We start from the raw sequence: 19,193 nt of genomic DNA, 5'->3' as shown, positions 1-19,193 counted from the left end.
CCGGGCTCGATGCTGCGCATCGCCCCGGAATGACACCTCTAAAATGGTGAGGGGCTCGGCGCATTCACGCCGAACCCCTCGTTGCAAGATATCAGCCGGCCTGTAAGCCGGGTTCTGTAAGGCACCGCCCGCTTGCGCGAACGGTACGTGACGGCCATTCCTCTGGGGTCATGTTTGCACATGGCCTCGAGCAACCTACCCGGACGGCGGGCCTGACATCGCCCCGCGGCGTTATCGCTTGCGCGAACGGCCCGCTGCGCCGTCCCTATTCGGTTTTGCTCCCGGTGGGGTTTGCCATGCCGGCTCCGTTGCCGGATCCGCGGTGCGCTCTTACCGCACCTTTTCACCCTTACCTCGCCGAAGCCCCGAAGGGGCGAAGGCGGGCGGTTCGTTCTCTGTGGCACTTTCCCTGGGGTTACCCCCGCCGGACGTTATCCGGCACCGCATGTCAAGGGAGCCCGGACTTTCCTCCCCGGCGGCCTTTCGGCCCCTGCCGGAGCGGCCGTCCGGCCGACTGACGGTTTACGCATGGAGCATTTGTGACGGTTCCGTCAAGCCGATATCGCCGCGCGTGCGGGCTTCAAATAATTTATCCTGAAGATGTCGTTTGGTGCGTGCCCCGTTCGACTGGATGTCGGCAACACAGCCGAACCACAGGAGTAAAGCAATGCAGTATCTGCTGATGATCTACCAGAACGAGGTCGAGTACGCCAAGAACGATGCGGCGACCAGCCAGAAGATGCTGGCGGAATATCAGGCCTTCACGCAATCCATCATCCAGAGCGGCAACTTCAAGGCCGGCGACCGCTTGCAGCCGACGGCGACGGCGACGACCGTGCGCGTGCGCGAAGGCAAAACGCTTACGACTGACGGCCCGTTCGCGGAGACGCGCGAGCAGCTCGGCGGTTACTATCTGGTCGAAGCCAAGGATTTGAATGCCGCGATCGAGATTGCGGCGCGGATTCCCTCCGCGCGCATCGGATCGATCGAGGTGCGGCCGATCTGGGTCTATGACAAGTGAATGATCTCACCCTCGTCGTTCCGGGATGCGCCGCAAGGCGCAGGCCCGGAATCCATGACCACGATCCGGATTATGGATTCCGGGCTCGTCGCTGGCGCAACGCCCCGCAATGACGTTGGAGGTGGTGATCGCATGACCCCTTCCGAGATCGAAGCCATCTTTCGTGACGAGGCGGGGCGGGCGCTGGCCACGCTGATCCGCCTCGTCGGCGATTTCGATCTCGCTGAGGATGCGCTCCAGGATGCCTTTGCCGTCGCGCTGGAACGCTGGCCGGCATGCGAGATCCCCGACAATCCGCGCGCCTGGCTGGTCAATGTCGCGCGCAACAAGGCGATCGACCGCATTCGCCGCCAAGCCGTCTTTCGCGGCAAGCAGCAAGCGCTGGTGCATGAGCTCGAGCTGAATGCGCAAGCGCCTGACGAGCCGCCGGCCATGCTCGACGACGACATGCTCAGGTTGATCTTCACCTGCTGCCATCCCGCGTTCGCAGCCGAAGTCCAGGTTGCGCTGACGCTACGCACCGTCTGCGGGCTCTCCACCGCGCAGGTCGCGCGCGCCTTTCTCGTCAGCGAGGAGGCAATGGCGCAGCGCCTCGTTCGCGCCAAGCAGAAGATCCGCCTTGCCGGTATTCCTTACGAAGTGCCCGAGCGTGACGCGCTGGCGCTGCGGCTCGACGGCGTGCTCGCGGTGATCTATCTCGTCTTCACCGAAGGCTACGTCGCGACGTCGGGTGCGGACCTGATGCGGCCCGATTTCGCCGCCGAGGCCATCCGGCTTGGCCGCCTGCTGGACCGGTTGATGCCCGATCGCGCCGGCATCAAGGGCCTGCTGGCGCTGATGCTGCTGCACGACGCGCGCCGCGCCGGGCGCGAGACAGCGGCCGGCGATATCGTGCTGCTCGAAGAGCAGGATCGCGCCCTGTGGGACCGCGCGCAGATCGATGAAGGGCTGCGGTTGGTGGATGACGCGCTGCGCGTGCCGGGCCGGCCGCAACCCTATGCCGTGCAAGCCGCGATCGCGGCGTTGCATGCTCGCGCGACCAGCTTTGCGCAGACCGATTGGCCGCAGATTGCGGGGCTCTATGAGGTCCTGCTGCGCATCAACCCGTCACCGGTGATCGAGCTGAACCATGCCGCGGCGGTGTCGATGGTCGATGGTCCTTCACGTGCGCTCGCTCTCGTCGATGCGATCACCGCCCGCGGCGGGCTCGCTGGCTACGAGCTGTTGCCCGCCGTGCGCGCGGATCTGCTGCGGCGGCTCGGCCGCAAGGACGAGGCGCACGAAGCTTATCGCGCGGCGACGGAGGCGACACAGCTGGAGCCGCTGCGGCGGCTGTACGCGCGAAGGATCAAGGAGATGGGTAACTAGCATCGTCGTTCCGGGGCGATGCGAAGCATCGAACCCGTAATCTCGAGATTTCGGGTCCGCACGTCGTGCGCCCCGGAATGACGGCTACGCCGTCACTTCGACGCGACCGCCGGCCCTTCCGCGGGCAAGCTCGCCAGCAGCGCCTGCAATGTCGACAGCGTCGAGTGATCGGCGATACCATCCAACCGTGCCGGGCGGAAGTGCCGCTGGAAGGCGGTGACGACTTCCATTGTCGCGGCATCGTATTTGCCGGTCAGCGGCACGCCATAGCCGTACCGGGCGAGCGCCTGCTGCATGCTCAGCACGGCGTCGCTGATGGTGCCAAGCATCAGGCTCTCGCCGCGCACGACCGGGGCGGGCGTCACCCAATGGCCGACGCCGGAATTGGCCAGCGAATGCCACGGAAATTTTTCGCCGGGATCCTTCTTGCGCGCGGGTGCGACGTCGGAATGGCCAAGCACCCGGTGCGGCGGCACCTTGCGGCGGAGCATGATGCCGCGGCATAGCGCGATCACGGCGGCGATCTGGCGCAGCGGATACTCCGGATAGCCCCAGTCATGGCCGCGATTGATGATCTCGATGCCGATCGAGCAGGAGTTGATGTCATCCTCGCCGGCCCAGGACGAGACGCCGGCGTGCCAGGCGCGCCTGGCCTCGGGCACGCATTGCACGATGCGGCCGTCCTCCAGCACGACGTAGTGCGCCGACACGTCGGTCCCCGCCGTGCACAGCCGCGCCAGCGCACCCTCGACATCGGGCATGCCGGTGTAGTGCAGCACGATCATGTCGGGCTGCCGTCCCTTGGCGCGCTCGCCATGGTTCGGCGAGGGGATGATGTCGGAGACGATCGAGGAATCGGGATCGAACGTTCGCATGCCCGCCGCGGCTTTGGGAACCGGGAGAACGCGTTGACGCTTCGAATCAGCTCCAGACGGCGTGGACGAACCGGACGGCATGAACAGCTCGAGTTGGACGAGAGTGTGGGCCAAGCCCTTCTCTTTACTATTCCTTTACCCTTCGACCGCGCGCAATCGCGCGGCGCGGTTAACGGACGCATTTTGGCGCGTGTGTGTGGATGAAGCATCACCACGGCGTCACCGTTTTGACTTGTCGCGAGCCGATCAACGCTTTCTTAACGCTAGGGGCCGTTACTGAGAGATGAAGAGCCGACCCGCGTCCGGAGGCGGCCAAAGCGTATTTTGGCTCGAAATCCCATGGCTGCCCGACAAATTCCACGAACACTGGGTTTGCGGCCCGGGACAGCCGGGCTTGGGAACCGTGCTAGACGAGGGCTTTGTCGTGGAACCGCCGCGACGCAGAATCATTCGAGGCGTCATGGGCTGCTTCGTCCCCAATCTGGCCTCGACACCGGGCTGGGTGTTCGACAGGCGTGGCGCATGAGCTCGGCTCCGCACATTCCCGTTCTCGGCCGCGAGGCCGTTGACCATCTCGCCCCGCGCGCGGGCGGCATCTATGTCGACGCCACCTTCGGCGCCGGCGGCTACAGCCGTGCCATTCTCGACGTGCCGGGAACCCGGCTCATTGCCATTGACCGTGACCGCACTGCGATCGCTGGCGGTGCCGAACTCGTCGAACGCTCCGCGGGCCGGCTCACGCTGGTCGAAGACCGCTTCTCGAACCTCGCCGAAGTCTGCGCGGGGCAGGGCGTCGAGGCGATCGACGGAGTCGTGATGGATGTCGGCGTGTCCTCGATGCAGCTCGATCAGGCCGGCCGCGGCTTCTCCTTCCGTCTCGACGGACCGCTCGACATGCGGATGGGGCAGACGGGGCCGACCGCGGCAGACGTCGTCGCCCGCGCTTCCGAAGGCGATCTAGCCGACATCATCTATCTCTTCGGCGAGGAGCGGCATTCGCGGCGCATCGCCCGCGCCATCGTGGCAGACCGGCAGGAGACGCCGTTCACGACCACGCGCGCACTCGCTGATCTCGTCGGCAGGGTCGTGCGCTCGAAGCCCGGGGACATTCACCCGGCGACGCGGACGTTCCAGGCGCTGCGCATCTTCGTCAACGAAGAGCTAGAGGAACTTCAGACGGCGCTCGCTGCGGCCGAGCGCGTGCTCGAGCCCGGCGGCCGCCTCGTCGTGGTCTCGTTCCATTCGCTGGAAGACCGCATCGTCAAGAATTTTCTCGCCTCACGTTCCAAGAGCGGCGGCGGTTCGCGGCATCTGCCAGAGGTGGCGCAAGCCGCGCCGAGCTTCCAGCTGCTGACGCGGCGGCCGATCGTCGCCGGTGAGGACGAAGTTGCGCTCAATCCACGTGCGCGCTCCGCAAAGCTGCGCGCCGCCGAGCGTACCTCGGCGCCCGCGCATCATGATGGCGAGCCATCGTCCTGGCCAAGACTCTCCGACGTCATGAGGGGCGGCTAGCGCATGCGCTTCATCCACCTCCTCGTCATCGGCGCGCTGATCTTCGCGGCAGCCCATGTCTACCGGATCAAGATGGACTCCACCGCGCGCACCGAGAAGGTGCTGCGCCTGCATGCGGAGATCCGGGAGCAGCGCGATGCGATCGCCTCGCTGCGCGCTGAATGGGCCAAGCTCGATGCGCCCCTGCGCCTGCAAGGACTGTCCGACCGGCATCTATCGCTGAAGCCGGTCAACGGCACGCAATATGACTCGCTGAAGAACCTGCCGGAGCGCCCGTCACGGATGTTCAGGCCGGGCGAGCCCGACCCGATCGGAGCGATGCTCAATACTATCGAAGCCGCGAGCGATCCCGACACTGTGACGGGCTCCGTGCCTCAGCCGGAGGACAATCAATGAGCGCTCCGATCCCGGCAAAACCCACAGAAAAGCCCACCGAGCCCTGGCGGCAGCGGCTGATCCGCAGCCTGCTCTACGGGCGCAACGTCGATCGCGCCGCGAAGGCGCGCGCGCGCGTTGGCCTGGCGATGCTCGCCTTCGCCTCGGTCTACGCCCTGATCGGCGGCCGCCTCGTGATGTTCGCGATCGGGGCCGACGCTCACGGTGCCCGCCGCGCCGCGGCGCAGGAGGTGGTCGCAACCGCGCGGCCCGACATCGTCGACCGTAACGGCGCGATCCTGGCAACCGACGTCAAGGCGGCGAGCCTGTTCGGCGAGCCGCGCCGCATCATCGACAAGGACGAGGCGATCGAGCTTCTGACCGCCACCATCCCCGATCTTGACGAGGCCGAGGTGCGCGAGCGCCTGAAGACGCGCAAGGGCTTCGTTTGGCTTAAACGCGAGGTCACGCCGAAGCAGCAGCAGGACATCCACAAGCTCGGCATTCCTGGCATCGGCTTCCTGCGCGAGAACAAGCGCGTCTACCCGACCGGCAACGAGGTCGCCCACCTGATCGGTCTCGTCAATATCGATAACCAGGGCATCGCTGGTCTCGAGAAGTGGCTCGACAACCAGGGGCTCGCCGATCTCCACCGCGCCGGCTTTGCCACCGACCGGCTGCAAAAGCCGATCGAGCTCTCGGTCGATCTGCGCGTCGAGCATGCGCTCCGCGACGAACTGTTGAAGGCCAAGGACAAGTTTCACGCCAAGGCCGCCTCCGGCATCGTCTCCAACGTCAAGACCGGCGAGATCGTGGCGATGGTGTCCCTGCCGGACTTCGATCCCAACAATCCGAAGGAAGCGCACGACCCCGACCGCATCAATCGCCTGACCACCGGCGTCTACGAGATGGGCTCGACCTTCAAGGCGTTCACGCTGGCGATGGCGCTCGATTCCGGCAAGATCAATCTGAACTCGTCGTGGGATGCGCGCGGGAACCTGCACTACGGCAAGTTCACCATCCACGACAGCCACCCGCTCGGGCGCTTCATCAACACCAAGGAAGTGTTCACCTATTCGTCCAACATCGGCGCGGCACGGATCGCGCTTAACCAGGGCGTCGAGGCGCATAAGGCGTTTCTCGCCAAGATGGGCCAGTTGACGCGGCTGCGTACCGAGCTGCCGGAGAGCGCCGCGCCGCTGATCCCGCGCCGCTGGAGTGAGCTGAACACGGTCACGGCTGCGTTCGGCCAGGGCCTCTCGGTGGCGCCGCTCCAGGCGGTGATGGGCATCAATGCATTGGTGAACGGCGGTTACCTCATTCCGCCGACCTTCATGAAGCGCAGCGAAGCCGAAGCGGCGGCGCTGGCCAAGCGCGTGATCAAGCAGGACACCAGCGACAAGATGCGGTATCTGATGCGGCTCAATGCCGAGATCGGTACCGCCAAGACCGCCGACATCAAGGGCTATTACGTCGGCGGCAAGACCGGCACGTCCGAGAAGGTCATCAACGGCCGCTACGCCAAGAAGCGTGTGCTCAACTCGTTCACCGCCATCCTGCCCTGCGACGATCCGAAATATCACGTCCTGATCATGCTGGACGAGCCGCAGGCGATTGCTGAAACGAAGGGTTTCATCACCTCGGGCTGGAACGCGGTGCCGACCGGCGGCAAGGTGATCGAGCGGATCGCGCCGCTTCTGGGCGTCGAGCCGCGGTTCGATCTGCCGCCTGCGGACCGCCTTATTCTTGCAGCATCCAGGACAACCCAGTAATCAACCGGGTAGGCCATTGCCGCTGCTGAGTCGGGCTTTTCCGAAGATTCGGCTTTCCGGCACGGCGTGTCGACTGGAAGACCATGAAGCTGCGCGAACTGCTAGGCAATGATGTCGTAATCGAGCCCGCTGCCGCGGCGCTCGACGTGACCGGCCTTGCCCTCGACAGCCGGCAGGTCAGGCCGGGCGATCTCTTCTTCGCCCTTGCGGGCAGCAAGACGGACGGTGCGCGCTTCGTCGATGCTGCGGTCGCGGCCGGCGCGGCGGCCGTCGTCGGCGATCATGCGCCTGATGGCCGCAAGGTGCCGTTCGTGACGGTCGCCAACCCCCGTCGTGCGCTGGCGCTGGCGGCGGCAAAATTCTTCCCTGCGCAGCCTTCGACGATTGCCGCGGTCACCGGTACCAGCGGCAAGACCTCGGTTGCGGCGTTCACGCGCCAGATCTGGGAGCGGCTGGGGCATGCCTCCGCCAGCATCGGCACCATCGGTCTCGTCTCGCCCAAGCACACCGTCTACGGCTCGCTGACGACGCCGGATCCGATCGCGCTGCACCGGCAGATCGACGATATCGCGCGCGACGGCGTCACGCATCTCGCCTTCGAGGCGTCCTCGCACGGGCTCGACCAGTACCGCCTCGACGGCGTGCGTGTCTCGGCCGCCGGCTTCACCAATCTCTCGCGCGACCACATGGATTACCATCCGACCGTCGCGCATTACCTTGCGGCCAAGCTCAGGCTGTTCCGCGAGCTGGTCGCCCCTGACGGCGCGGCTGTGATCTCGGCCGATCATGATTGCTCGGCCGACGTCCTCGACGCAGCGAAGGCGCGCGGCCTGCGCGTGATGGCGGTCGGCCGCAACGGGGACGGGGCAAGCGAGGGCATTCGTCTCGCCGATGCCGAGGTCGAGGGCTTTTCGCAAGTGCTCGCGATCGAGCATCGCGGCAAGCGTTACGTGGTCCGTCTCCCGCTGGTCGGCGAGTTCCAGATCGAGAACGCGCTGGTGTCGGCCGGCCTTGCCATCGGCACGGACAGCGATGCGGCGGATGTGTTCGCAAGCCTTGAACATCTCGAAGGCGCCAAGGGCCGTCTCGAACGGGTCGGCGAGCGCAACGGCGCACCGATCTTCGTCGACTATGCGCACAAGCCCGATGCGCTGGCGAAAGCTTTGCAGGCGCTCCGTCCCTACGCCAGGCGCAAGCTGGTCGTCGTGTTCGGCGCCGGTGGCGATCGCGATGCCGGCAAGCGGCCGATCATGGGCGAAGTCGCGGCCGAGAACGCCGACGGCATCATCATCACCGATGACAATCCGCGCAGCGAGAAGCCGGAAGCGATCCGCGCGGCGATCCTCGCCACCGCGAAGGGCGCCCGCGAAATCGGCGACCGCACTGCTGCGATCCGCGCGGCGATCGAGGACTTGCAGGAGGGCGACGCGCTGCTCATCGCCGGCAAGGGCCACGAGACCGGACAGATCGTCGGTGGAGAGGTGCTGCCCTTCAGTGATCACGAGGCGGTCGCCGCCGCATTAGCATCGAGGGTTGCATGAGCGCGCCGATATGGACGGTTGCCGAGGTGGCGCGTGCGCTGGGCGTCGGCGGACCGTTCCCGGATACGCCGATCGATTTCGTCACTCAGGACAGCCGCCTGGTGAAGCCGGGCAGCCTGTTCGTGGCGCTGAGCGGAACACCGAGCGGCGGCTTCGTCTCCGCCTTCGCCAGCGCGCGTGACGGCTGGGAGTTCGCGGACAAGGCGGAAGCTTCCGGAGCGGTCGCGATGATCGTGCCGCACGAGATCGCGGGCATCCGCATTCCCCAGATCGTCGTCAAGGACACATTGATCGACGGCCTCTGGGGCCTCGCGCGCGCCGCACGCACGCGCTTTCGTGGTGCGGTGATCGGGCTGACCGGCAGCGCCGGCAAGACCAGCACCAAGGAGTTTCTGGCCGCTTACCCCAACGCCTATGCCAGCCCCTCGAGCTTCAACAATTTCTGGGGCGTGCCGCTGACGCTGTGCAATGCGAGGCTAGATGCCAGCGTCTGGGTCGTCGAGTTGGGCATGAACCAGCCCGGCGAGATCGCGCGGCTCAGCGAGTTGACCCGGCCGACGGTCGCGCTCGTCGTCAACGTCCAGCCGGTGCATCTGGAAAAGCTCGGCTCGCTCGAAGCCATCAGGCGCGAGAAGGTGTCGATCGCACTTGGCCTGCCAGAGGACGGCGTGCTGGTGTTGCCCGCCGGGATCAAGGCGCCGGAATGGAAGGGCAAGGTGGTGCGCTTTGGTGAGCATGCCGAGGTGCATGAAGTCGCGCACGCCCCGCACGGCGAGAGCTGGCAGGTCGTCGCCAGGCTCGGCAAGAAGGAGATCGCCTTCAGCCTGACGCCGGGCGCGCCGCACCGCGTGCAGAATGCGTTGGCCGCGCTCGCCGCGATCCGCGCAGCGAACCTCGATGCGGCGACGCTCGCGATCAAGCTCGATCGGGTCGGCATCATGACCGGCCGCGGCGTCGAGCAGGCGGTCGGCGGTATCACCGTGATCGACGACAGTTTCAACGGCAATCCGGCCAGCATCGCAGCTGCGCTGCAAAGCTTGCAGGCGCGCAACGTGACCGGCGGCCGTCGCATTGCGGTGCTCGGCGACATGCTGGAGCTGGGCGCTGACGCGCCAACCTACCACACCGGCCTTGCCAAGCATCTCGAAGGTATCGATGGCGTCTATTGTGTCGGCCCCTTGATGCGCCACCTCTTCGACGTGCTGCCATCAGGCAAGGGCCTCGGCTGGCACGACGATCCCGCCACGCTGAAGCCGGACGAGGTTGCGAGCCTGCTGAAGGCAGGCGACGTCGTGGTTGTCAAGGGCAGCAAGAAGATGTTCTGGGTCAACAAGTTTGTGCCGGGCCTGGTGGCCGCCTTGCAGGCAAAGGCGTAAACTGCTTGGAAGGCGCTGCTCCCGAATCCCGCCCTTTGCGGCGCAAAACCGTCCGTTTTCCCTGAGGTCGCGACCGATCCGATGATGAAAACCAGCGAATGCGCGTGAGCACGTTGAGGCCAACAACAAAGCCAAGGCCGCGTGTGCAAAGGCGTCATAGGACCGTCTGAATGTTTTACTGGCTGATCGAGCTCTCCAACACATTTCCGGGATTCGGTGCGTTTCGCACCTTCCTGAACGTCTTCCGCTATATCACCTTCCGCACCGGCGGCGCCATCGTCACCGGCGCGCTGTTCGTGTTCCTGTTCGGTCCCTGGATCATCGATCATTTGCGCATCCGTCAGGGCAAGGGCCAGCCGATCCGCACCGACGGTCCGCAATCGCACCTCGCCAAGAAGGGCACGCCCACCATGGGCGGGCTGATGATCCTGTCCGGCCTGACCGTCGGTACCGTGCTGTGGGCCAATCCGCTCAACCCCTATGTGTGGATCGTGCTGGCGGTGACGCTCGGTTTCGGCTTCGTCGGTTTCTATGACGATTACCTCAAGGTGACCAAGCAGACCACGACCGGGTTCGGCAGCAAGCTTCGCCTATTGATCGAGGCGGTGATCGCGCTGGTTGCCTGCTACGCGCTGGTGCGGCTGAATCGCGATCCGGCGTCGACCGCGCTGACGATTCCGTTCCTGAAAGACACCGTGCTGCATTTCGGCTGGTTCTTCGTCGTGTTCGGCGCCTTCGTCATTGTCGGTGCCGGCAACGCCGTGAACCTCACCGACGGCCTCGACGGGCTTGCCATCGTGCCGGTGATGATCGCGACCGCGAGCTTTGCGATGATCGCCTATCTCGCCGGCAACGCCGTGTTCGCCGATTATCTTCAGATCAAATACGTCGCCGGTACCGGCGAGCTCGCGGTGCTCTGCGGCGCATTGCTGGGCGCCGGTCTCGGCTTCCTCTGGTTCAACGCACCGCCAGCCTCGATCTTCATGGGCGACACCGGCTCGCTCGCGCTCGGCGGCATGCTCGGCGCCATCGCGGTGGCGGTGAAGCACGAGATCGTGCTCGCGGTGATCGGTGGCCTGTTCGTGCTGGAGGCGGTCTCCGTCATCGTGCAGGTGGTGTCGTTCAAGCTCACGGGAAAACGCATCTTCAGGATGGCGCCGATCCATCACCATTTCGAGCAGCTCGGCTGGACCGAGCCGCAGATCGTGATCCGCTTCTGGATCATCTCGGTGATGCTGGCGCTCGCCGGCCTGTCGACGCTGAAGCTGCGGTGATTGATCGATGATTCCGGTCACGTCCTTTGCCGGCAAGACTGTCGCTGTGTTCGGCCTCGGCGGTTCGGGGCTCGCCTCCTGCCATGCGTTGAAAGCCGGTGGCGCCGAGGTGATCGCCGCCGACGACAATGCCGAGAACATCGCCAAGGCGGCGCAAGCCGGCTTCGTCACCGCGGATTTGCGCAACATCTCGTGGGCGAGTTTTGCCGCATTGGTGCTCGCGCCCGGCGTGCCGCTGACCCATCCGGTGCCGCATTGGAGCGTCTTGAAGGCGCGCGAGGCCGGCATTGAGGTGATCGGCGACATCGAGCTGTTCTGCCGCGAGCGGCGCCGCCACGCGCCGGATGCCCCGTTCGTCGCCATCACCGGCACCAATGGCAAGTCGACCACGACGGCGCTGATCGCGCACCTGACGAAAGTGGCCGGCTACGACACCCAGATGGGCGGCAATATCGGCACCGCGATCCTGTCGCTGCAGCCGCCGCGCATGGGCCGCGTCCACGTCATCGAGATGTCCTCCTACCAGATCGACCTCGCGCCCTCGCTCGATCCTTCCGTCGGCATCCTGCTCAATGTCAGCGAGGACCACATCGACCGCCACGGCACGATTGCGCATTACGCGGCGGTGAAGGAGCGTCTCGTCGCCGGTGTGCAGGCGGGCGGCACCGCGATCGTCGGCGTCGACGATGGGTTTTGCCGCGACATCGCCGACCGGCTCGACCGCGCCGGCAAGAACGTAGTGCGCATCTCCGTCAAGAACCCGCTGGCGAGCGGCATCCATGTCGAGCACGGGAACATCGTGCGCACCTCGGGTGGCGCCCGCAGCGAAGTCGCTGCGCTCGGCGGTATCGGGTCGCTGCGTGGCCAGCACAATGCGCAGAACGCGGCCTGCGCCGCGGCCGCTGCGCTCGCGATGGGCATCAATCTTGATGTGCTCCAGAACGGCCTGCGCAGCTTTCCCGGCCTTGCGCACCGCATGGAGCAGGTCGGTCGCCGCGGTAACGTGCTGTTCGTCAACGACTCCAAAGGAACGAACGCCGACGCCACCGCGCACGCGTTGTCGTCCTTCGCCGACATCTTCTGGATCGCCGGCGGCAAGCCGAAGGCGGGTGGCATCACCAGCCTGACCTCCTTCTTCCCGCGTATCCGCAAGGCCTATCTGATCGGCGAGGCCGCGCAGGAATTCTCCGGCACGCTGGGCCGCGAGGTTGCGCACGAGATCAGCCAGACGCTGGACGTCGCCGTCGAGCATGCCGCGCGCGATGCGGAAGCCTCACGGCTCACCGACGCAGTCGTGCTGCTGTCGCCCGCCTGCGCTTCCTTCGACCAGTACCGCAATTTCGAGATCCGCGGCACCAAGTTCCGCGAGCTGGTGCAGGCGCTGCCGGGCGTGAAGCCGGTGGTGTGAGGATGTCGCGGCGACGCTGGACTGGAATTATCGTCGCTGCTCTTGCTGTCCCGGTCGCCGCGGGTTTCTTCTTTGCTGTCCTCATTGACAACGTCATGAGCGGATTCGGCGCGTGCCGCGTCGTTCGCTTCCCCCAGCGGCAGTAAGCTGGTTGTCGTGGTCTGGAAGGAGTGCGGAGCCACGGTACCCGACAGCACGCAGGCCAGCATCGTGGCTCGCGGTCGGACGTTCTCGCCTGAGAGTACGCCGACGTTTCTTAGTGTGCGCGGGCACCTTGATCCCGTCGTCGCCTGGAGTAATGAGCGGGCTGTCAGGATCGGTTTCATTCCCGGTCCAAACCAGGTCTACAAGCGCGATCAGCGCGCGGGGGACATCACGATCAATTACGAGTAGCGCTATCGTGTCCCGGACGCGGTGCGGCACGAAGTGACGCTCCGCAGAGCCGGGACCCACAAGCCGCTGGGCCCCGGCTCAGCAGCGCACCACGCCGCGAAGAGGCGGCGCGCTGCGCTGCGTCCGGGGCACGAGACTGTTCACAACTTCATCCACTTCCATTAACCCCCCGGTAACCAACCTCGGCGACCAATGGACTATCTCTGTCCGAAAGCGGCCGCCCATGCTCTCCCGTGAAGAACGCACCCCCTTTTCCGAGTGGTGGTGGACCGTCGACAAGCCGCTGATGGGCGCCATCCTGGCGCTGATGCTGACCGGGGTGATCCTGTCGCTGGCGGCGAGTCCGCCGGTTGCGACCCGCATCGGCCTTGATCCCTTCCATTTCTTCGGCCGCCATGTGTTGTTCCTGGCGCCGTCCTGCCTGGTGCTGGTCGGCGTCTCCTTCCTCTCGCCGCGGGCGATCCGCCGCTCGGCCCTGATCATCTTCGCAGCGAGCATCATCCTGATCGTGCTCACGCTCGCTATCGGCCCGGAGGTGAAGGGCTCGCGGCGCTGGATCACGCTGCTCGGCGTCAACATCCAGGCCTCCGAGATCGCAAAGCCGTCGTTCGTCGTCATCGCCGCCTGGCTGTTCGCGGAATCGACCAGGCGGCCGGAGATGCCGGCGACCTCGATGGCGCTGGTGCTGCTCATGATGCTGGTCGCGCTGCTGGTGATGGAGCCGGATTTCGGCCAGACCATGCTGATCCTGATGGTGTGGGGCTCGCTGTTCTTCATCGCCGGCATGCGCATGGTCTGGGTGTTCGGGCTTGCAGGCCTTGGCGCGGCCGGCCTGTTCAGCGCCTACCTCTTTGTTCCCCACGTAGCGGGGCGCATCAGGCGCTTCATGAATCCGGCCTCTGGCGACACCTTCCAGGTCGATACTGCCATGGAAGCCTTCTACAATGGTGGCTGGTTCGGGCTCGGACCGGGCGAGGGCATAGCAAAACGCAGCCTGCCGGACAGCCATACCGATTTCGTGTTCGCGGTCGCCGCCGAAGAGTTCGGCATCATTCTGTGCCTGGCCATGCTGGCGCTGTTCGCTTTCGTCGTCATCCGCACGCTGTCGCGCGCCTATGCCAATGAGGACATGTTCTCGCGCTTTGCGGCCTCTGGCCTTGCCATCCTGTTCGGCGTGCAGGCGGCGATCAACATGTCCGTCAATCTCCAGCTCATCCCTGCCAAGGGCATGACGCTGCCGTTCATCTCCTATGGCGGCTCCTCGATCGTGTCGCTGGCGTATGGCGTCGGCATGATGCTGGCGCTGACGCGGCTGCGTCCGCGCACCGAGGTTGAGGCAAGCGGCCACGCCGAGGCCATGCGCAGCTACGCGTGATCCTCACCCCGAGGAGCCGCGCTTCGCGCAGCGTCTCGAAGGGAGCGGCCACCGGTCGGGCCTTCATCCTTCGAGATGCGCGTTCCGCGTTCCTCAGGATGAGGAGCTGGTAGTCCGGCCGACTGCGCTCGCAATGACAGCGGAGGACTTGTAAAAGGGCATTTATGGACACGTCCCCCCTGATTCTTCTCGCCGCGGGCGGCACCGGCGGCCATCTGTTCCCGGCCGAGGCGCTCGGCGTCGAATTGATCCGGCGCGGCTTTCGCGTCCGCCTCGTCACTGACGAGCGCGCACTGCGCTATAGCGGCCTCTTCAGCAAGGACATGATCGACGTGGTGAGCAGCGAGACTGCGCGCGGTCGCAATCCGTTCCAGCTTGCCTATGCCGGCCTCACGCTCGCCGCCGGCACGCTTTCCGCCTACACTCTGATCAAGCGATTGAAGCCCGTTGCCGTCGTCGGCTTTGGTGGCTATCCGACGTTGCCGCCGCTGGTCGCGGCGAAATTCGCCGGCGTGCCCGGCATCATCCACGACGCCAACGCTGTGCTCGGCCGCGCCAACCGGTTTCTGTCGAGCCGCGTCCGCGCCATCGCGACGTCCTTGCCCGGCGTGCTCGACCGCGATCCGGCGCTATCGGGCAAGACCACGACGGTCGGCACGCCGATGCGGCCCGCGATCCTCGCGGCCGCCGCGGTGAAATATGTCGCGCCTGAAGTGAGCGGCCCGCTGCGCCTGCTCGTCGTCGGCGGCAGCCAGGGCGCGCGCATCATGGCCGACATCGTGCCGGGCGCGATCGAGCGGCTCGAGCCTGCGCTGTGGAGCCGCCTCGTCCTCACCCAGCAGGTGCGCGAGGAGGACATGAATCGCGTGCGCGCGGTCTACGACAAGCTCAAGATCAAGGCCGAGCTCGCACCCTTCTTCACGGATCTGCCGGCACGGCTCGCCTCCAACCATCTGGTGGTGTCGCGTTCCGGCGCGGGTACAGTCGCCGAGCTTGCCGCGATCGGGCGGCCCTCGATCCTGGTGCCGCTCCCCGGCTCGATCGACCAGGACCAGTTCGCCAATGCCGGCGTGCTGGCGAAGGTCGATGGCGCCATCCGCATCCCGCAGACCGAGTTCAGCTCGGATCGCCTTGCCGCCGAAATCTCCGCCTTCGCCGCCGAGCCGGGGCGTCTTGCTGCCATGGCTGAAGCGGCCCGCAGCGCGGGCCGGCTCGATGCGGCTGAGCGGCTCGCCGATCTGGTGGTCAAAGTCGCGGGAATCTGACGCGAAAAAGCCCTTGTCATCGCCTTCTAAAGCGGGGCATCCAGTAGGAAAGGCGCGCGGCCGATTTGGCCGTGACCTTCGCCAGATGCCGCCTTCGCGGGCGGCGAGGTCAGGGAACAGAGCATGAGACTGCCGCGCGAGATCGGACCCATCCACTTCGTCGGGATCGGCGGGATCGGCATGAGCGGCATCGCCGAGGTGCTGATCAATCTCGGCTATGCCGTGCAGGGCTCCGACGCCGCCGACAATTACAATCTCGACCGTCTGCGCAAGAAGGGCGCGAAAGTCTCGGTCGGCCACAAGGCCGAGAACGTCGACGGCGCCGAGGTCGTTGTGGTCTCCACCGCGATCAAGCGCGACAATCCGGAGCTGATGGCGGCGCGCGAGCGGCGCATTCCCGTGGTGCGTCGCGCCGAGATGCTAGCCGAGCTAATGCGGCTGAAGAGCTGCGTCGCGATTGCCGGCACCCACGGCAAGACCACGACGACCACGATGGTCGCAGCGCTGCTCGATGCCGGCGGGCTCGATCCGACCGTGATCAACGGCGGCATCATCAATGCTTACGGATCCAACGCACGTCTTGGCGCCGGCGACTGGATGGTGGTCGAAGCCGACGAGAGCGACGGCACGTTCCTGAAGCTGCCGACCGATGTCGCCATCGTCACCAATGTCGACCCCGAGCATCTCGATCACTTCAAGACCTTCGATGCCGTGCAGGATGCGTTCCGTCATTTCGTCGAGAACCTGCCGTTTTATGGCTTTGCCGTGCTGTGCATCGATCATCCCGTGGTGCAGAGCCTCGTCGGCAGGATCGAGGATCGTCGCATCATCACTTACGGCGAGAATCCGCAAGCCGACGTGCGGCTGGTCGGCCTCACGGCGGGCGGCGGCGGCTCGAAATTCAAGGTCGTGATCCGCGACCGCAAGAGCGGGGCTGTGCACGAGATCGCCGACCTCGCGCTGCCGATGCCGGGCCGGCACAACGCCTCGAATGCGGCGGCGGCAATTGCGGTCGCGCACACGCTCGGTGTTCCCGATGACAAGATCCGCAGTGCCATCGCAGCCTTTGGCGGCGTTAAGCGGCGCTTCACCAAGACCGGCGAGTGGAACGGCGTCACCGTCATCGACGATTACGGCCATCACCCGGTCGAGATTGCCGCCGTGCTGAAAGCGGCGCGCGATTCCTACACCGGCAAGGTAATCGCCGTGGTGCAGCCGCATCGCTACACCCGCCTGCAATCGTTGTTCGAGGAATTCTGCACCTGCTTCAACGATGCGGATGCGGTGATCGTCGCCGACGTCTATGCCGCCGGCGAGGCGCCGATCGAAGGCATCGATCGCGACCATTTCGTCGAAGGCCTGCGCGCCCACGGCCACCGCGAGGCGATTCCGCTGCCGGCGGCGTCGGAACTCGCGGGCATCGTCAAGGGATTGGCGAAATCAGGCGATCTCGTCGTGTGCCTTGGCGCCGGCAACATCACACAGTGGGCATATTCCTTGCCGGATGAGTTGAAGGCGCTGGGGTAGGGCGGTGGAATTTCCCGACATCACGCCCTCACTCAAAGCCGCGATGCCGCAACTGCGCGGTCGGCTGCTCGCCAACCAGTCGCTGGCCGAACTCACCTGGTTTCGCGTCGGCGGTCCCGCGCAGGTGCTGTTCACGCCGGCGGATGAAGACGACCTCGCTTACTTTCTTGCGCATCTCGCTACCGACATTCCGGTCTATGTCGTCGGCGTCGGCTCCAACCTTATTGTGCGCGATGGCGGTATTGCGGGCGTGGTGATTCGTCTTGCACCGCGCGCCTTCGGCGAGTCGAGCGCGAGCGGCGATGTCGTCACCGCGGGTGCGGCGGCACTCGACAAGCGCGTGGCGGAAGTTGCGGCCGCCGCCAATATCGGCGGCCTCGAATTCTATTTCGGCATTCCCGGCACCATCGGCGGCGCGCTGCGCATGAATGCGGGAGCCAATGGCGGAGAGACCAAGGACGTGCTGATCGAGGCGCGAGGCGTCGGCCGCGACGGCACGAAGCATGTCTTCTCCAATGCCGAGATGAAATTCGCCTACCGCAACAGCGGCGTCGATCGGTCCATCATCTTCACCTCCGCGCGATTTGGCGGCGAGATCAGGGATACCGATGCGATCCGCGCGCGTATGGCGGAGGTGCAGAGCCATCGCGAGACCGCGCAGCCGATCCGCGAGAAGACCGGCGGCTCGACCTTCCAGAATCCGCCCGGCCATTCCGCCTGGAAGCTGATCGACGCGGCCGGCTGCCGGGGCTTGCGCATCGGCGGAGCGCAGGTCTCGGAGATGCACTGCAATTTCCTGATCAACACCGGCGAGGCCACCGCGCACGATATCGAGACTCTGGGCGAGACCGTGCGCGAGCGCGTGAAGGCGAATTCCGGAATTGAGCTACACTGGGAAATCAAGCGGATCGGGGTTTCCGTATAATTGTCGTTCCAGGGCGGTGCGCGGCGCCGAACCTGGAACCTCGAGATTCCGGGTTCGCGCTTTGCGCGCCCCGGAATGACAAAAAGACAGAGGCGACGAGACACCATGCGCATCACCATCCTCTTCGGCGGCTCCAACCGCGAACGTCTGGTTTCGGTCGCCTCGGCCCAGGCGCTGCACCAGGCGCTGCCCGAGGCCGATCTGTGGTGGTGGGACGTCGAGGACAAGGTGCACGTCGTGCAGTCGAAGCAGTTGCTCGAACATGCCCGTCCGTTCGAGGACGAGTTCAAGCCCGGTACGCGCGGCATTCCGCTGGCGCAGGCGCTCGACCAGGCCAAGGCGGAAGGCCGGGTGCTGGTGCTCGGCCTGCATGGCGGGCGTGCCGAGAACGGCGAATTGCAGCTGATGTGCGAGGCGCGCGGCGTGGCCTTCACCGGATCGGGTTCGGCCTCCTCGCATCTCGCTTTCGACAAGATCGCGGCCAAGCGATTTGCCGCGCTCGGCGGCGTGACACCGCCGGCCAACGTTGCGCTCGACAACATCGACGAGGCTTTCGCCGAATACGGCCGGCTGATCGCAAAGCCGGCGCGCGACGGATCGAGCTACGGCCTGATCTTCGTCAACGCCAAGCAGGATCTCGTCGCCGTCCGCAACGCGGCGAAGCACGAAGAGTACGTCATCGAGCCCTACGTCGCCGGCGTCGAGGCGACCTGCGGCGTGCTGGAGCGCACCGATGGCTCGATCATCGCGCTGCCGCCGATCGAGATCATTCCGGGCGAGGGCAATTTCGACTACGCCGCGAAATATCTTTTGAAGTCGACCCAGGAGATCTGCCCGGGCCGTTTTGCACCCGAGATCACCGCCGCGCTGAGGGAGCAGGCGATGCTGGCGCATCGGGCGATGTCCTGTCATGGCTATTCCCGCTCGGACTTCATCGTCTCGGACAAGGGGCTCGTGTACCTCGAAACCAACACGCTCCCCGGGCTGACGAACTCTTCGCTCTACCCCAAGGCGTTGAAGGCCGAGGGCATCGCGTTCGTCGACTTCCTGCGCGATCTCATCGAGCTCGCCGAGCGGCGGGCCCGGAAATAATTAGGACTGGTTAACGGCCGAACCGCCGAAACGACCCGATTTGGGGCCGAAAGCCGGCAAAATGCCGGACATTGCGGCATAAATGCCTCACATC

General features: G+C 65.6%; 15 protein-coding genes and 1 other RNA gene. 14 read left to right on the top strand and 2 right to left on the bottom strand.

The window, feature by feature from the left end:
* Positions 1 to 87: 87 nt before the first annotated feature.
* An RNA gene (gene rnpB / locus IVA96_RS27265) (RNase P RNA component class A) lies at positions 88 to 518 on the bottom strand.
* A 149-nt stretch (positions 519 to 667) separates the two neighbouring features.
* Between rnpB and IVA96_RS27260 the strand changes: the two genes are divergently transcribed.
* Complete coding sequence (locus tag IVA96_RS27260; RefSeq protein WP_247420332.1) at positions 668 to 1,021, top strand: YciI family protein; 354 nt, start codon at positions 668 to 670, stop codon at positions 1,019 to 1,021.
* 132 nt (positions 1,022 to 1,153) lie between these two features.
* Positions 1,154 to 2,389, top strand: a complete 1,236-nt coding sequence (locus IVA96_RS27255; RefSeq protein WP_247420496.1) for an RNA polymerase sigma factor — start codon at positions 1,154 to 1,156, stop codon at positions 2,387 to 2,389.
* Between the two features lie 92 nt (positions 2,390 to 2,481).
* Here IVA96_RS27255 and IVA96_RS27250 read toward each other — a convergent pair whose 3' ends face one another.
* Positions 2,482 to 3,345, bottom strand: coding sequence for an N-acetylmuramoyl-L-alanine amidase (locus IVA96_RS27250; protein WP_247420493.1), 864 nt, complete (start codon positions 3,343 to 3,345; stop codon positions 2,482 to 2,484).
* A 441-nt stretch (positions 3,346 to 3,786) separates the two neighbouring features.
* Between IVA96_RS27250 and rsmH the strand changes: the two genes are divergently transcribed.
* From rsmH to IVA96_RS27190, 12 genes are all read left to right on the top strand, one after another.
* The gene (rsmH, locus tag IVA96_RS27245; RefSeq protein WP_247278458.1) at positions 3,787 to 4,776 is read left to right on the top strand and encodes a 16S rRNA (cytosine(1402)-N(4))-methyltransferase RsmH; all 990 of its coding nucleotides are present in this window, start codon (positions 3,787 to 3,789) and stop codon (positions 4,774 to 4,776) included.
* A gap of 3 nt (positions 4,777 to 4,779) precedes the next feature.
* Positions 4,780 to 5,172 (top strand): hypothetical protein, encoded by a 393-nt coding sequence (locus IVA96_RS27240; protein WP_247420329.1) that lies wholly within the window; start codon positions 4,780 to 4,782, stop codon positions 5,170 to 5,172.
* The gene (locus IVA96_RS27235) at positions 5,169 to 6,923 is read left to right on the top strand and encodes a penicillin-binding protein 2 (protein WP_247420326.1); all 1,755 of its coding nucleotides are present in this window, start codon (positions 5,169 to 5,171) and stop codon (positions 6,921 to 6,923) included. Before IVA96_RS27240 ends, IVA96_RS27235 begins: the two co-directional genes overlap by 4 nt.
* An 83-nt stretch (positions 6,924 to 7,006) precedes the next feature.
* Entirely contained in the window at positions 7,007 to 8,464 is a 1,458-nt protein-coding gene (locus IVA96_RS27230) for a UDP-N-acetylmuramoyl-L-alanyl-D-glutamate--2,6-diaminopimelate ligase (protein WP_247420324.1), read from the top strand.
* Entirely contained in the window at positions 8,461 to 9,840 is a 1,380-nt protein-coding gene (gene murF, locus IVA96_RS27225) for a UDP-N-acetylmuramoyl-tripeptide--D-alanyl-D-alanine ligase (RefSeq protein WP_247420321.1), read from the top strand. The genes IVA96_RS27230 and murF overlap by 4 nt, the downstream gene beginning before the upstream one ends.
* Positions 9,841 to 10,010: 170 nt before the next feature.
* Positions 10,011 to 11,114: a phospho-N-acetylmuramoyl-pentapeptide-transferase gene (gene mraY / locus IVA96_RS27220; protein WP_247278463.1), complete on the top strand. Its 1,104-nt coding sequence runs from the start codon at positions 10,011 to 10,013 to the stop codon at positions 11,112 to 11,114.
* A 7-nt stretch (positions 11,115 to 11,121) separates the two neighbouring features.
* Positions 11,122 to 12,522 carry a UDP-N-acetylmuramoyl-L-alanine--D-glutamate ligase gene (gene murD, locus IVA96_RS27215; protein ID WP_247420316.1) on the top strand — a complete coding sequence of 467 codons (1,401 nt, stop codon included), beginning with the start codon at positions 11,122 to 11,124 and terminating at the stop codon, positions 12,520 to 12,522.
* A 616-nt stretch (positions 12,523 to 13,138) separates the two neighbouring features.
* Entirely contained in the window at positions 13,139 to 14,290 is a 1,152-nt protein-coding gene (gene ftsW, locus IVA96_RS27210) for a putative lipid II flippase FtsW (protein WP_247420312.1), read from the top strand.
* A gap of 164 nt (positions 14,291 to 14,454) precedes the next feature.
* Positions 14,455 to 15,555 (top strand): undecaprenyldiphospho-muramoylpentapeptide beta-N-acetylglucosaminyltransferase, encoded by a 1,101-nt coding sequence (gene murG, locus IVA96_RS27205; RefSeq protein WP_247278466.1) that lies wholly within the window; start codon positions 14,455 to 14,457, stop codon positions 15,553 to 15,555.
* 123 nt (positions 15,556 to 15,678) lie between these two features.
* Positions 15,679 to 17,082, top strand: a complete 1,404-nt coding sequence (gene murC, locus IVA96_RS27200; protein WP_247420309.1) for a UDP-N-acetylmuramate--L-alanine ligase — start codon at positions 15,679 to 15,681, stop codon at positions 17,080 to 17,082.
* 4 nt (positions 17,083 to 17,086) lie between these two features.
* Positions 17,087 to 18,007: a UDP-N-acetylmuramate dehydrogenase gene (murB, locus tag IVA96_RS27195; RefSeq protein WP_247420306.1), complete on the top strand. Its 921-nt coding sequence runs from the start codon at positions 17,087 to 17,089 to the stop codon at positions 18,005 to 18,007.
* A gap of 105 nt (positions 18,008 to 18,112) precedes the next feature.
* Entirely contained in the window at positions 18,113 to 19,099 is a 987-nt protein-coding gene (locus IVA96_RS27190) for a D-alanine--D-alanine ligase (RefSeq protein ID WP_247420305.1), read from the top strand.
* Positions 19,100 to 19,193: the final 94 nt, after the last annotated feature.

The sequence above is a fragment of the Bradyrhizobium sp. 159 genome (assembly GCF_023073795.1).
Classification (GTDB): domain Bacteria; phylum Pseudomonadota; class Alphaproteobacteria; order Rhizobiales; family Xanthobacteraceae; genus Bradyrhizobium.
Note: the sequence above shows the minus strand (reverse complement) of the source record. Positions and strands in the feature narration are given on the sequence as shown.